This window comes from Marinomonas pontica (assembly GCF_036322735.1).
Lineage (GTDB): Bacteria > Pseudomonadota > Gammaproteobacteria > Pseudomonadales > Marinomonadaceae > Marinomonas > Marinomonas pontica.
The window spans coordinates 3304428-3319585 of record NZ_AP027271.1 but is presented as its reverse complement, the minus strand read 5'-3'; the positions used below and the strand labels follow the sequence as shown (position 1 = coordinate 3319585).

At 45.8% G+C, this 15158-nt stretch carries 10 protein-coding genes; all 10 read left to right on the top strand.

The genetic code is table 11. The annotated features are described in order from the left end of the window. Positions 1-124: 124 nt before the first annotated feature. The 10 genes from rpoB to rplW all read left to right on the top strand — a co-directional run bounded on the left by rpoB (position 125) and on the right by rplW (position 15144). A complete protein-coding gene (gene rpoB, locus AABA11_RS15660; RefSeq protein ID WP_265727221.1) occupies positions 125-4225 on the top strand; it encodes a DNA-directed RNA polymerase subunit beta in 4101 nt (1366 codons plus the stop codon). Positions 4226-4290: 65 nt separating this feature from the next. Continuing rightward, positions 4291-8493, top strand: a complete 4203-nt coding sequence (rpoC, locus tag AABA11_RS15655; RefSeq protein WP_338269345.1) for a DNA-directed RNA polymerase subunit beta' — start codon at positions 4291-4293, stop codon at positions 8491-8493. A 137-nt stretch (positions 8494-8630) separates the two neighbouring features. Continuing rightward, on the top strand, positions 8631-9002 hold the full coding sequence (gene rpsL, locus AABA11_RS15650; RefSeq protein ID WP_013659444.1) for a 30S ribosomal protein S12: 372 nt from the start codon (positions 8631-8633) through the stop codon (positions 9000-9002). A 99-nt stretch (positions 9003-9101) separates the two neighbouring features. Continuing rightward, positions 9102-9575, top strand: coding sequence for a 30S ribosomal protein S7 (gene rpsG / locus AABA11_RS15645; RefSeq protein ID WP_111608625.1), 474 nt, complete (start codon positions 9102-9104; stop codon positions 9573-9575). Positions 9576-9596: 21 nt separating this feature from the next. After that, positions 9597-11690 (top strand): elongation factor G, encoded by a 2094-nt coding sequence (gene fusA, locus AABA11_RS15640; protein WP_338269342.1) that lies wholly within the window; start codon positions 9597-9599, stop codon positions 11688-11690. Positions 11691-11725: 35 nt separating this feature from the next. Further along, complete coding sequence (gene tuf / locus AABA11_RS15635) at positions 11726-12949, top strand: elongation factor Tu (RefSeq protein WP_265727223.1); 1224 nt, start codon at positions 11726-11728, stop codon at positions 12947-12949. Positions 12950-13155: 206 nt separating this feature from the next. Further along, complete coding sequence (gene rpsJ, locus AABA11_RS15630) at positions 13156-13467, top strand: 30S ribosomal protein S10 (RefSeq protein ID WP_012071937.1); 312 nt, start codon at positions 13156-13158, stop codon at positions 13465-13467. A 127-nt stretch (positions 13468-13594) separates the two neighbouring features. Further along, positions 13595-14233 (top strand): 50S ribosomal protein L3, encoded by a 639-nt coding sequence (rplC, locus tag AABA11_RS15625; RefSeq protein WP_111608628.1) that lies wholly within the window; start codon positions 13595-13597, stop codon positions 14231-14233. Positions 14234-14245: 12 nt separating this feature from the next. Continuing rightward, a complete protein-coding gene (gene rplD / locus AABA11_RS15620) occupies positions 14246-14851 on the top strand; it encodes a 50S ribosomal protein L4 (protein WP_265727224.1) in 606 nt (201 codons plus the stop codon). After that, positions 14848-15144, top strand: a complete 297-nt coding sequence (rplW, locus tag AABA11_RS15615) for a 50S ribosomal protein L23 (RefSeq protein WP_265727225.1) — start codon at positions 14848-14850, stop codon at positions 15142-15144. Before rplD ends, rplW begins: the two co-directional genes overlap by 4 nt. The last annotated feature ends 14 nt before the right edge of the window (positions 15145-15158 follow it).

Here is a 15158-nt window from a genome sequence, read left to right as displayed (position 1 = left end):
CTTTTTGGGTTTCTGAAACTCAAATAAAACTTAGAAGAATTTTCAAGTGGGAGATAATGCTCCCATATATGGTAAGGCCTGATTTGGGCCTTTTGCGTCAATGTGCACAAGCTGGGGAATGCTGATGGCTTACTCATACACTGAGAAAAAACGTATCCGTAAGGATTTCGGTAAACTGCCGCCCGTTTTGGATGTGCCATACTTGCTGGCAATTCAGCTTGAATCCTACCGTAATTTTCTGCAGGAAGGTAAAGGTCTTGCAGAGCGTGGGGAATTAGGTCTGCATGGGGCCTTTAAATCTGTCTTTCCAATGGTCAGCTTTTCCGGCAATGCGGCGCTAGAATACGTCGATTACCGTTTAGGCAAGCCAGTCTTTGATGTTAAAGAGTGTCAGTTGCGTGGTGTTACTTACGCGGCACCTTTGCGTGTTCGTGTTCGACTGATCATTTATGATAAAGAGTCGTCCAACAAAGCAATCAAAGACATTCGCGAGCAAGAAGTCTACATGGGCGAAATTCCGCTTATGACAGACAATGGTACCTTTGTAATCAACGGGACAGAGCGTGTTATCGTCTCTCAATTACACCGTTCTCCTGGTGTGTTTTTTGATCACGACCGTGGCAAAACTCACTCTTCAGGCAAATTACTGCATTCTGCTCGTATTATTCCTTATCGCGGTTCTTGGTTGGATTTCGAGTTTGATCCAAAGGATTGCGTGTTTGTTCGTATCGACCGCCGTCGTAAGTTGCCAGCAACGATTTTGTTGCGCGCTTTGGGTTACGGTACAGAACAAATTCTAGATACTTTCTTTGAATCAACGCGTTTCTATTTGAAGCGTGATGGCTTTGAAATGGATCTAGTGGCTAATCGCCTGCGTGGTGATACCGCGTTATTTAATATTGCTGATGCGAACGGCGAACTGATCGTTGAAGAAGGTCGTCGTATTACGGCTAAGCATATTCGAGTGATGGAAAAAGCAGGCCTTGAACGTCTTGCTGTGCCACTTGAATACATGCTGGGCAAAGTGACGGCGAAAAACTTAGTTCATCCTTCAACGGGTGAATTGATCGCTGAAGCGAATACTGAATTATCTGTTGATTTGCTAGAAGCGTTAGTCGCTTCGGGCATCACAGAAGTTGATACTCTGTACACAAATGATTTGGATAACGGTCCGTTCATTTCTGACACACTTCGTATTGACCCAACAAGCAATCAGTTGGAAGCATTGGTTGAAATTTATCGCATGATGCGTCCTGGCGAGCCGCCAACCAAAGAGTCTGCTGAAGGTTTGTTCCAAGGCTTGTTCTTCTCTGAAGATCGCTACGATTTGTCTGGCGTTGGTCGAATGAAATTCAACCGTCGTTTAGGTCGTGAAGAAGACACTGGTGCCGGCATCCTTGATAACGATGACATCGTTGCTGTTTTGAAAACCTTGCTTGATATCCGTAACGGTAATGGCATGGTGGATGACATCGACCACTTGGGTAACCGTCGAGTTCGTTCTGTTGGTGAAATGGCCGAGAACCAATTCCGTGTTGGTCTTGTGCGTGTTGAGCGTGCCGTGAAAGAACGCTTGTCAATGGCGGAAGCTGACGGCCTTATGCCGCAAGATCTTTTGAATGCGAAGCCTGTTGCTGCCGCTATTAAAGAGTTCTTCGGTTCAAGCCAGTTGTCTCAGTTCATGGACCAAAACAACCCGTTGTCTGAAGTAACGCATAAGCGTCGTGTTTCAGCGTTAGGCCCCGGCGGTTTGACTCGTGAACGCGCAGGCTTTGAAGTACGTGACGTACACGCGACTCACTACGGCCGTGTTTGTCCTATCGAAACGCCTGAAGGTCCAAACATCGGTTTGATCAACTCGCTTTCTACTTATGCGCGTACTAATAGCTACGGCTTCTTAGAAACGCCATACCGTAAGATTATTGATGGCAAGATGACGGATGAAACTGTCTACATCTCTGCAATTGATGAAGCGAAATACGTTATCGCCCAAGCGTCTGCGAATGTGGATGCGGAAGGCCGTTTGGTGGATGAGTTGGTTCAGGTGCGTCATATGCACGAAACCACTTTGATTCCAAAAGAAAAAGTAAACCTAATGGACGTTTCTCCTCGTCAGGTTGTTTCTGTTGCGGCTTCTTTGATTCCGTTCCTAGAGCACGATGACGCGAACCGTGCATTGATGGGTTCGAACATGCAACGTCAAGCCGTACCAACACTTAAGGCAGATAAACCTGTCGTCGGTACTGGTATGGAGAAAAACGTAGCAAAAGACTCTGGTGTATGTATCGTTGCGAATCGCGGTGGTGTGATTGAGTCTGTTGATGCGAGCCGTATCGTTGTACGTGTGAATTCAGAAGAAACCATTGCTGGTGAAGCGGGTGTAGATATCTATAACCTGACTAAATACGTGCGTTCTAACCAGAATACATGTATCAACCAGCGTACTTTGGTAATGAAAGGTGAGAAGGTTGCTTCTGGTGACATTATGGCCGATGGCCCTTCTGTTGATATGGGTGATTTGGCTCTTGGTCAAAACATGCGTATTGCTTTTATGCCTTGGAATGGTTTCAACTTCGAAGACTCGATTTTGGTGTCTGAGCGTGTTGTAGAAGAAGATCGATTCACTTCTATTCACATCCAAGAGTTAACGTGTGTTGCACGTGATACTAAGCTTGGGCCTGAAGAGATCACGGCCGACATCCCTAACGTGGGTGAAGGTGCGCTTTCTAAGTTGGATCAATCCGGTATCGTTTACATCGGTGCAGAAGTTGAGCCAGGTGACATTCTAGTTGGTAAAGTAACGCCAAAAGGTGAAACGCAACTAACGCCTGAAGAAAAACTTTTGCGCGCTATCTTCGGTGAAAAAGCGTCTGACGTAAAAGATACGTCGCAACGTGTTAAGACTGGCACACGCGGTACTGTTATCGATGTGCAAGTGTTTACTCGTGATGGCATCGAAAAAGATGACCGCGCTAAGTTCATTGAAAAATCGCAGCTTGATCAAGTTCGTAAAGACTTGAACGAAGAGTTCCGTATTGTTGAGAAAGCGACGTTCGAACGTCTTGCTGAGGCCCTAGTTGGTCAGCAAGCGGAAGGCGGCCCTAGCTTGGCTCGTAATGCGATTATTACGGAAGAATACTTGGCGAATCTTGATCACCCTGAGTGGTTTAAAATTCGTGTCGCTAATGAAGAAGCGAGTGAGCAGCTTGAAAAAGCTCAAGCCGCTTTGATTGAGCGCCGTAAAGAACTTGACGCAAAATTCGAAGATAAGAAACGTAAGTTACAAACAGGTGATGATTTAGCACCTGGCGTTCTTAAAATCGTTAAAGTGTATGTTGCCATCAAACGTCGTATCCAGCCAGGTGATAAAATGGCCGGTCGTCATGGTAACAAGGGTGTAATTTCTAAAATTATGCCAGTTGAAGACATGCCGTACGATGAGAACGGTGATCCAGTTGATATCGTATTGAACCCGCTAGGTGTTCCTTCGCGTATGAACGTTGGTCAGGTTTTGGAGACTCACTTAGGTGCGGCTTCTAAAGGCTTGGGTCGTAAGATCAACGAAATGTTGGCCGTTGAACGTGAAAAAGCAGAAGCGGTTGCTGAGCTACGTAGTTTCCTTGATGAAATCTACAATGGCTACGAAGGCGATTTGCGTTGCGCTCGTACAGAAGATCTAGACAGCTTTACAGACGAAGAAATTTTGACTTTGGCATCCAACCTAACGGGTGGTGTTCCAATGGCGTCTGGTGCCTTTGATGGTGCGAAAGAGTCTGAGATCAAGCGTATGTTGCGCTTGGCTGGCATCAACGAAAGTGGTCAGGTTAAGTTGTTTAACGGCCGTACAGGCGATGCTTTCGAGCGTCCAGTAACCGTTGGTTACATGTACATGCTGAAGTTGAACCACTTGGTTGATGACAAGATGCACGCACGTTCTACTGGTTCTTACAGCTTGGTCACTCAACAGCCGTTGGGTGGTAAAGCGCAGTTCGGTGGTCAGCGTTTCGGGGAGATGGAGGTATGGGCACTAGAAGCATACGGTGCTGCTTACACGCTTCAAGAAATGTTGACTGTTAAATCCGATGACGTGAATGGCCGTACTAAGATGTATAAGAACATCGTAGACGGTGACCACCGTATGGAACCTGGCATGCCTGAGTCCTTCAACGTGTTGGTGAAAGAGATTCGTTCTCTTGGTATCGATATCGAGCTGGAAAACGAATAAGCACGAATCACATTTGACCTGCTGGGGAGCAAGACTCCCCGGCCTTACGAGTGGGGCGAATATCCATGAAAGACTTATTAGGTCTTCTAAAATCACAGGGACAATCTGACGAGTTTGATGCGATCCGCATTGGCTTGGCATCACCAGATATGATTCGTTCATGGTCTTACGGTGAAGTTAAAAAGCCAGAGACCATCAACTACCGTACGTTCAAACCAGAACGTGACGGTTTGTTCTGTGCAAAAATCTTTGGTCCTATTAAGGACTACGAATGCTTGTGTGGTAAGTACAAGCGTTTGAAACACCGCGGTGTTATCTGTGAGAAGTGTGGCGTTGAAGTGGCTCTGTCTAAAGTGCGTCGTGAACGCATGGGTCACATTGAGCTTGCATCGCCTGTTGCACATATTTGGTTCTTGAAATCTCTACCATCACGTATCGGTCTTATCATGGATATGACGTTGCGTGATATTGAGCGTGTTTTGTATTTTGAATCTTTCATCGTGATCGATCCAGGTATGACAACGCTTGAAAAGGGTCAGTTGCTAAATGACGAGCAGTACTTTGAAGCGCTAGAAGAATTCGGTGACGAATTTGATGCCCGTATGGGTGCGGAAGCGGTTCAAATGTTGCTTCGCGATTTGGATATGCCTGTAGAAATTAACAGCATGCGTGAAGAACTAAACAGCACGAATTCTGAAACTCGCATTAAGAAGCTTTCTAAGCGTCTTAAGCTAGTTGAAGCGTTCTATCATTCTGGTAACAATCCAGAGTGGATGGTGCTGGATGTATTGCCAGTTCTTCCGCCAGATCTACGTCCATTGGTACCACTTGAAGGTGGCCGTTTTGCGACGTCTGATTTGAACGATCTTTACCGTCGTGTGATTAACCGTAACAACCGTCTAAAACGCCTGTTAGAGCTTTCTGCTCCAGATATCATCGTACGCAACGAAAAGCGTATGTTGCAAGAATCTGTTGATGCTTTGCTTGATAACGGTCGTCGTGGTCGCGCTATTACTGGTTCTAACAAGCGTCCTTTGAAATCTTTGGCTGATATGATCAAAGGTAAGCAAGGTCGTTTCCGTCAGAACTTGCTAGGTAAGCGTGTTGACTATTCTGGTCGTTCTGTAATTACAGTAGGTCCGTCACTGCGTCTACATCAGTGTGGTCTACCTAAGAAAATGGCACTTGAGCTATTTAAGCCATTCATTTTCTCTAAGCTTGAACTTCGTGGCATGGCGACGACGATCAAAGCAGCGAAGAAAATGGTTGAGCGTGAAACGCCTGAAGTGTGGGATATCCTTGATGAGGTTATCCGCGAACATCCAGTGATGTTGAACCGTGCGCCAACACTTCACCGTTTGGGTATCCAGGCGTTTGAACCAATGTTGATCGAAGGTAAAGCGATTCAGTTGCACCCATTAGTGTGTGCGGCCTACAACGCCGACTTCGATGGTGACCAAATGGCGGTTCACGTTCCGTTGACAATCGAAGCGCAGCTAGAAGCTCGTGCCTTGATGATGTCTACGAACAACATCCTATCGCCTGCAAACGGCGAACCGATCATCGTGCCTTCTCAGGACGTTGTATTGGGTCTGTACTACATGACTCGTGAGAAAATCAATGCCAAAGGCGAAGGCATGGCATTTTCTGACATCAAAGAAGTACACCGTGCGTACGGCGCTAAACAAGTTGAATTGCACGCGAAAGTAAAAGTACGTATCAGCCAAGTTGATACCACGCTTGATGGCGACAAAGTGCCGTCTACTTTCATTGCAGATACTACCGTTGGTCGTGCCTTGTTGTTTGATATTGTTCCTGATGGCCTACCGTTCTCTGTGGTTAACCAAACCATGAAGAAGAAGGCGATCTCTAACTTGATCAACGAGTGTTACCGTAAAGTCGGCTTGAAAGAGAGCTGTATTTTTGCTGACCAATTGATGTACACAGGTTTTGCCTACGCGACAGCGTCTGGTTCTTCTGTTGGTGTTGATGACTTTGTTATTCCACCAGAAAAAGCGGCGATCATTGCCAAAGCAGAAGCGGAAGTTAAAGAAATCGAATACCAATACGCTGATGGTCTTGTAACGCAAGGCGAGAAGTACAACAAGGTAATCGATTTATGGTCTCGTACGAACGAAACTGTAACTGAAGCCATGATGAAAAACTTGGCAAAAGAGATGACTGTCAATAAAGCGGGTGAAACGGTTGAGCAACAATCTTTTAACTCGGTTTACATGATGGCTGACTCTGGTGCCCGTGGTAGTGTTGCCCAGATGCGTCAGTTGGGTGGTATGCGTGGTCTGATGGCGAAACCAGATGGTTCCATCATCGAAACACCGATCACAGCGAACTTCCGTGAAGGTCTATCAGTACTTCAGTACTTTACCTCTACTCACGGTGCTCGTAAGGGTCTAGCCGATACCGCATTGAAGACAGCAAACTCTGGTTACTTGACTCGTCGTCTTGTAGACGTAGCGCAGGATTTGGTTATCACTGAGGTAGATTGTGGTTCCACAAACGGTATTTCCGTTGCGGCCATGATTGAAGGCGGTGACGTGGTTGTTCCTTTAGGTCATCGTGTGTTGGGTCGTGTAGTGGCTCAAGATGTGATTGATGCAAAAGGCAATCAGGTTCTAGCGGCTGGCACTTTGATTGATGAGCATGATGTTCGTACGATCGAAGCGGCGGGTGTGGATGAGATGATCATTCGCTCTGTAATCACTTGTAATACACGTCATGGTGTATGTGCTAAGTGTTACGGTCGTGACCTTGCTCGTGGTCATCAAGTTAACATTGGTGAAGCCATTGGTGTTGTTGCAGCACAGTCTATCGGTGAGCCAGGTACACAGTTAACGATGCGTACATTCCACATCGGTGGTGCGGCATCTCGAGCGTCTGCGATTGATAGTGTTCAGGTGAAGAGTGCAGGTACGGTACGTTTCAATAAAATGAAGAGTATCGAGCGCCACACAGGTCATCTAGTCGTTGCATCTCGTTCTTCTGAATTGGCTATTGCCGATGAAGCGGGTCGTGAGAAAGAGCGTTATAAGCTTCCTTACGGTGCGGTCTTGAGCGTGCGTGAAGGTGATCAAGTTACTGCGGGTCAAATCGTAGCAAACTGGGATCCACATACACACCCAATCGTATCTGAAATGGAAGGTCGCCTTGAGTTCAGTGGTATGGAAGAGAACGTTACTATTCGTCGTCAATCTGACGAAATGACGGGCTTGACAACGATTGAAGTTATGGAAATACGTGACCGTCCAGCAGCAGGTAAAGATCTTCGTCCGATGATTGCGGTAGTAGATGCAGAGGGTAATCCTGTATTGATTCCGGGAACAGATTCACCAGTGCAATATATGTTGCCTGAAAAAGCATTGTTGAGCCTAGATCATGGTGCAACGGTGAAATCTGGTGAGGTTCTTGCGCGTATTCCTCAAGAATCTATTGGTAACAAAGATATTACCGGTGGTTTGCCACGAGTGGCAGACCTATTCGAAGCGCGTCGCCCTAAAGATCCAGCTGTCATGGCGGAAACCAGCGGTGTGGTTAGCTTCGGTAAAGAGACAAAAGGTAAGATCCGTTTGGTGATCACGCCTCAAAATGGGGATGACCCAGTTGAGACATTGATCCCGAAATGGCGTCAAATCAACATCTTTGATGGTGAAGAAGTGGCAAAAGGTGAAATTATCGCCGACGGTCCTTTGAGCCCTCATGATATTTTGCGTCTTCAGGGTGTAGAGGCGTTAGCTGACTACATTACGAATGAAGTGCAAGAAGTTTACCGTTTACAAGGCGTAGTAATTAACGATAAGCACATTGAAGTTATCGTTAACCAAATGTTGCGTAAAGTGGAAGTTGGTGAGTCTGGCGATACGGATCTTATCCAAGGTGATCAGGTTGAGTACACTCAACTACTGGATGCAAACGAGAAAGCGGAAGCAGAAGGCAAGTTCCCTGCTAAGTTTGAGCGCGTGCTTCTGGGTATCACAAAAGCTTCTTTGGCGACTGAGTCCTTTATATCAGCAGCGTCTTTCCAAGAAACAACTCGAGTTCTAACGGAAGGTGCGGTAACTGGTAAGAAAGATCACTTACGTGGCTTGAAAGAAAACGTTGTAGTAGGTCGACTGATCCCAGCGGGTACCGGTTTGGCATACCACAATGAGCGCAAGCGTAAGAAAGAGCTTGCGTTAGCGGCAAAAGACGGAATTTCAACAGTAAGTGCCTCTGATGTAGAAGAAGCATTGAGTGCTGCGCTGAAAGACTAGTTATTTGCTGTTAAATCGCGAGGGAGGTGATTTTTTAGTCGCCTCCCTATTGACTGTTTTATAGGCGCAAATTAAACTTGCGCCTCCTTAATTTTGGCGATTTCCGCCATAAGAATTGGATTTGTGGAGCTTGTCTAATGGCAACCGTTAACCAGTTGGTTCGTAAACCACGTAAACGTAAAGTGGCAAAGAGTGACGTTCCTGCGTTACAAGCTTGTCCGCAACGCCGCGGTGTCTGCACTCGCGTATATACTACTACACCTAAAAAGCCTAACTCGGCTTTGCGTAAAGTATGTCGTGTTCGCTTGACTAACGGCTTCGAAGTAACTTCCTACATCGGTGGTGAAGGTCACAACCTGCAAGAACACAGCGTAGTGCTGATTCGCGGCGGTCGTGTAAAAGACCTTCCAGGTGTTCGTTACCACACAGTTCGTGGTAGCTTGGATACTTCTGGCGTACAAAATCGTAAGCAAGGTCGTTCTAAATACGGTACTAAACGTCCTAAGTAAGCGTAAGCTTCTTGAGTCATCGTTTAGACATAATTTTTTAATACAGTAAGGCCGAGCAATATTTTAATTGTCTCGGGCGAACCTGAAGAGGATATAGATATGCCTAGAAGACGCGTCGTCGCTAAGCGTGAGATCCTTCCGGATCCTAAACACGGAAGCCAACTTCTTGCTAAATTCATCAACCATGTAATGGTTAGTGGCAAGAAATCTGTAGCAGAAAGCATTGTTTATAATGCGCTTAATACTGTTGCAACTCGCGCAAAAACTGAAGAGCCAATGGCTATCTTCGAAAAAGCACTAGAATCTATCCAGCCAATGGTTGAGGTTAAATCTCGCCGTGTTGGTGGTGCAACTTACCAAGTTCCTGTTGAAGTGCGTCCGGCTCGCCGCGCAGCATTGTCTATGCGTTGGTTGGTTGATGCATCTCGTAAGCGTGGTGAAAAATCCATGGCTTTGCGTCTTGCTGGCGAAATTCTAGATGCTGCTGAAAACAAAGGTTCTGCTGTTAAGAAACGTGAAGACGTTCATCGCATGGCAGAAGCTAACAAAGCATTCTCTCACTACCGTTTCTAATCATCCGGAGAAAGATACACAGTGGCACGTAAAACACCTATCAACCGCTACCGTAATATCGGTATTTGTGCGCACGTTGATGCAGGTAAAACGACGACAACTGAACGCGTTCTTTTCTACACAGGTTTGTCTCATAAAATTGGTGAAGTGCACGATGGTGCCGCAACAATGGATTGGATGGAGCAAGAACAAGAGCGTGGTATTACTATTACTTCAGCGGCTACAACATGCTTCTGGAGTGGGATGAATAAGCAGTTTGAAGAGCATCGTATTAATATTATTGATACGCCTGGGCACGTAGACTTTACGATTGAAGTAGAGCGTTCATTGCGTGTTCTTGATGGTGCTGTTGTTGTGCTTTGTGGATCTTCGGGTGTGCAGCCTCAAACAGAAACAGTTTGGCGTCAAGCGAATAAGTATGAAGTGCCACGTATGGTGTTCGTCAATAAGATGGACCGTACGGGGGCGGATTTCTTTTCAGTTGTACAGCAGCTGAAAACTCGACTTGGCGCAAATGCTGTTCCGATTCAAATCAACATTGGCGCTGAAGAAGACTTCAAAGGCGTGATTGATTTGGTGCTGATGAAAGTTGTGATGTGGAATGAAGACGATCAGGGGATGACATTCTCTTTAGAGGATATTCCTGCTGACATGCTTTCTGAAGCATTAGAATGGCGTGAGCAGATGGTTGAGGCCGCAGCGGAAGCGAATGAAGAGTTAATGGATAAGTACCTTGAAGAAGGTGAGTTGTCTGTTGATGATATTAAGAGCGGTTTGCGTGCTCGTACGTTGGCAAACGAGATTGTTTTGGTGACGTGTGGTTCCGCCTTTAAAAATAAAGGTGTGCAAGCTGTTCTGGATGCTGTTGTTGAATATTTACCTTCGCCGCTTGAAGTTAAAGCGATCGAAGGAACGCTTGAGGATGGTGAAACTGTTGTTACTCGAGTTGCTGATGATGAGGCTCCGTTCTCGGCATTGGCATTTAAGATAGCAACGGATCCATTTGTCGGCACATTAACCTTTATTCGTGTTTATTCTGGAATGTTGCGTTCTGGTGATGCGGTTTACAATTCTGTTAAGCAGAAGCGTGAGCGCATTGGTCGAATGGTCCAGATGCATGCGAATAATCGCGAAGAAATCAAAGAAGTATTAGCAGGTGATATTGCTGCTGCTGTGGGTATGAAATACGTAACCACAGGCGATACGCTTTGCGATATGGATGATGTGGTTGTACTTGAGCGAATGGAGTTTCCTGAGCCTGTTATATCTGTTGCTGTTGAGCCAAAGTCTCAAGCAGATCAGGATAAAATGGGTGTTGCGCTGGGTAAACTTGCGCAAGAAGATCCGTCGTTTCGTGTGGAAACGCACGAGGAGACGGGTCAAACAATTATATCCGGTATGGGTGAGCTGCATCTTGATATTCTTGTCGACCGTATGCGTCGCGAGTTTAAGGTGGAGGCGAACATTGGTAAGCCTCAAGTTTCCTATCGGGAAAAAATTCGCAAAGAAGTGGTGGTTAATCACAAATTTGTGCGTCAATCCGGTGGTCGTGGTCAATACGGTCACGTCGTAATGAAGTTGATCCCAACGGATAAAGATGGGCTTGAGTTTGTTAACGAGATTGTTGGTGGTGCTATTCCTAAAGAATACATCCCTGCGGTAGAAAAGGGTGTTTCGGAGCAAATGAAGAATGGTGTAATTGGAGGCTTTCCATTGTTGGGGCTGAAGGTTGTGTTATTCGATGGATCATTCCATGATGTTGACTCTAATGAAATGGCCTTTAAAATTGCAGCTTCTCAGGGATTAAGAAAAGGAGCGGTTGACGCTGATCCTTGTATTCTTGAACCTGTAATGAAAGTGGAAGTTGTGACTCCTGAAGAATACATGGGTGACGTGATGGGAGACCTGAATCGTCGTCGTGGTCTTGTTCAGGGGATGGACGATTCCCCGTCAGGCAAAATAATTCGAGCTGAAGTTCCTTTAGGGGAGATGTTCGGGTATGCGACTGACGTGCGTAGCTTGTCGCAAGGGCGTGCGAGTTATGCAATGGAGTTTGAGAAATACGCTGAAGCACCGGCTAGTGTGGCAGACGCGATCATCAAAAATGAAGATTAATCATCATACTTACTAATTCTTAAGGTGTATGTATCATGGCAAAGAGTAAATTCGAACGTAATAAACCACACGTTAACGTTGGTACTATCGGTCACGTTGACCACGGTAAAACAACTCTAACTGCAGCATTGACTCGTGTTTGTGCAGAAGTATTCGGCGGAACGGCTGTTGCTTTTGACGGTATCGATAATGCTCCTGAAGAGCGTGAGCGTGGTATCACAATCTCTACTTCACACGTAGAGTACGATTCTCCAACTCGTCACTACGCACACGTAGACTGTCCTGGACACGCCGATTATGTTAAAAACATGATCACTGGTGCTGCTCAAATGGACGGCGCTATCCTAGTTTGTGGTGCAACTGACGGCCCAATGCCTCAGACTCGTGAGCACATCCTTCTTTCTCGTCAAGTAGGTGTACCTTACATCGTAGTTTTCCTAAACAAAGCTGACTTGTTGGCTGAAGACTGTGGCGGTGCGGATTCTGAAGAATACGCTGAAATGCTAGAGTTGGTTGAGATGGAATTGCGTGACCTTCTTTCTGAATACGACTTCCCAGGTGATGATACTCCAATCATCCCAGGTTCTGCTTTGATGGCATTGAACGGCGAAGACGACAACGAAATGGGTACAACTGCTGTTAAGAAGCTTGTTGAAACTCTAGACGAGTACATTCCAGAGCCAGAGCGTGCGATTGACGGTGCTTTCTTGATGCCTATCGAGGACGTATTCTCTATCCAAGGTCGTGGTACTGTAGTTACTGGTCGTGTTGAGCGCGGCATCATCAAAATCCAAGAAGAAGTTGAGATTGTTGGTATCGTTGATACTACTAAAACAACTTGTACTGGTGTTGAGATGTTCCGTAAGTTGCTTGACGAAGGTCGTGCAGGTGAGAACTGTGGTATTCTTCTACGTGGTACTAAACGTGAAGACGTTCAGCGTGGTCAAGTATTGGCTAAGCCTGGTTCAATCACTCCTCACACTGAGTTTGAAGCAGAAGTGTACGTTCTAGGTAAAGATGAAGGTGGTCGTCACACTCCATTCTTCAAAGGCTACCGTCCACAGTTCTACTTCCGTACAACTGACGTAACTGGTGCTTGTTCTCTTCCAGAAGGCGTAGAAATGGTTATGCCTGGTGATAACATTCAAATGACTGTTGCTCTAATTCACCCAATCGCGATGGACGAAGGTCTACGTTTCGCGATCCGTGAAGGTGGCCGTACAGTTGGTGCTGGTGTTGTTGCTAAAATCATCAAGTAATAGATAAATATATCTGTTAGTTTTGATTTAACAAAAAGGCCACCCCATATCGGGTGGCCTTTTTATTTTGTGGTTTATTGTGTCTGTTCGAAATTGGTTACTTGACAACCAGTTTTTGAATGGCTAATATTCGCCGTCCTTAAAAAAGGATTGTGGCTTAATAAATGTACAGTTAAGTCATTAAAACATTGTATTTGGAGTTGGAAATGCAAAGCCAAAAAATCCGTATTCGTCTGAAAGCATTTGATCATCGTTTGATTGATGCTTCAACACAAGAAATTGTGGACACAGCGAAACGTACAGGTGCGCAAGTACGTGGACCGATTCCACTTCCTACTCGCAAAGAGCGTTATACAGTATTGATTTCTCCACACGTAAATAAAGATGCGCGTGATCAGTATGAAATCCGTACACACAAACGCGTTCTAGACATCGTTGAGCCAACAGAAAAAACTGTTGATGCTCTAATGAAGCTAGACCTTGCGGCAGGCGTGGAAGTACAAATTTCTTTGGGTTAATAGCTCAAAGTTTGGGGTGCGACAACCGGCTGGAATCAGTCGGCTATATGCACAATAGTGGAATGATCTGGAATGATCAGCCGTAGCGGGTGATAGCCCCATACACAACTGGCAAATGAGGTAAAAAATGGCTATTCAATTAGTCGGACGCAAAGCCGGAATGACACGTATCTTCACTGAAGAAGGTGTATCCGTGCCAGTAACCGTCATCGAGGTTGAACCGAACCGCGTTACTCAGGTGAAAACAGCAGAAACTGATGGCTACCAAGCTGTTCAGGTTACTGTGGGTTCTCGTCGTTCGAGCCGCGTTAACAAAGCTGCTGCAGGTCATTACGCAAAAGCGAACGTTGAAGCAGGTCGTGGTTTGTGGGAGTTCCGCCTTTCTGGTGATGAAAAAGAAATCAATGTTGGTGATGAGCTAACTGTTGCTGATTTCGAATCTATCCAAATGGTTGATGTAACTGGTCAATCAAAGGGTAAAGGGTTTCAAGGTGCCATTAAGCGTCATAATTTCCGTACGCAAGATGCTACACATGGTAACTCATTGTCTCACCGTGCACCTGGTTCCATCGGCCAATGTCAAACACCTGGTCGTGTTTGGAAAGGCAAGAAGATGGCTGGCCATATGGGTGCTGCACAAGTAACTACTCAATCACTAGAAGTGGTTCGTGTAGACACAGAACGTAACCTTATCCTTGTGAAAGGTGCCGTACCTGGTGCAGTAAATGGTGATGTTATTCTTCAATCAGCTGTTAAAGCTCGCTAAGAGGGGTAGACAATGAACTTGAATCTAACAGGCGCAGAAGGGACTGTTGAAGTTTCTGACGTAGCCTTTGCTCGTGAATATAACGAAGCGTTGGTTCACCAAGTAGTTACATCTTACTTGGCTGGCGCTCGTCAAGGCTCACGTGCACAAAAAACTCGCTCTGAAGTAGCAGGTGGTGGACGCAAACCTTGGAAACAAAAGGGTTCTGGTCGTGCACGCGCAGGTACTATCCGTAGCCCTCTATGGCGCTCTGGTGGTGTTACTTTCGCTGCGAAACCACAGGATCACTCTCAGAAAGTGAACAAGAAGATGTATCGTGCAGCAATGCGCACCATCTGGTCTGAGCTTGTACGTCAAGACCGTCTTGTTGTGGTTGAAGATCTTAAATTGGAAGCTCCAAAAACTAAGCTCTTCATAGCAAAAATGACAGAATTGAATATTGAGAACGCTTTGATTGTTTCCCATGATTTGGATGACAATCTGTTTTTAGCGGCTCGCAACATTCCTAACGTAGATGTGCGTGATGCAGCGTCTATCGACCCTGTTAGCTTGATTGCTTACGACAAAGTGTTGGTGACAGTTGGTGCTCTGAAACAAGTTGAGGAGGCACTAGCATGATCGGCGAACGTATATATAAAGTTCTGTTGGGTCCACATATCTCCGAAAAAGCAACGATCGTAGCTGAAGGCAATGGTCAGTATGTTTTTCGTGTGACTGGTGATGCAACGAAACCTGAAATCAAACAAGCTATCGAAGCGCTTTTTGAAGTCAAAGTTGAGTCTGTTCGTACGTTGAACCAAAAAGGTAAAACAAAGCGTACAGTTCGTGGTCTAGGCAAGCGTAAAGACGTTAAAAAAGCGTACGTACGTTTGGCAGAAGGCCAAGACATTGATTTCATGGTCGCTGAATAAGGGGAGATAGGTCA

Coding starts and splice junctions, on each gene's coding strand:
- rpsJ (WP_012071937.1), top strand. CDS start 13,156: ATGCAAAGCCAAAAAATCCGTATTCGTCTGAAAGCATTTGATCATCGT.
- rplD (WP_265727224.1), top strand. CDS start 14,246: ATGAACTTGAATCTAACAGGCGCAGAAGGGACTGTTGAAGTTTCTGAC.
- rpoC (WP_338269345.1), top strand. CDS start 4,291: ATGAAAGACTTATTAGGTCTTCTAAAATCACAGGGACAATCTGACGAG.
- tuf (WP_265727223.1), top strand. CDS start 11,726: ATGGCAAAGAGTAAATTCGAACGTAATAAACCACACGTTAACGTTGGT.
- rplW (WP_265727225.1), top strand. CDS start 14,848: ATGATCGGCGAACGTATATATAAAGTTCTGTTGGGTCCACATATCTCC.
- rpoB (WP_265727221.1), top strand. CDS start 125: ATGGCTTACTCATACACTGAGAAAAAACGTATCCGTAAGGATTTCGGT.
- rplC (WP_111608628.1), top strand. CDS start 13,595: ATGGCTATTCAATTAGTCGGACGCAAAGCCGGAATGACACGTATCTTC.
- rpsG (WP_111608625.1), top strand. CDS start 9,102: ATGCCTAGAAGACGCGTCGTCGCTAAGCGTGAGATCCTTCCGGATCCT.
- rpsL (WP_013659444.1), top strand. CDS start 8,631: ATGGCAACCGTTAACCAGTTGGTTCGTAAACCACGTAAACGTAAAGTG.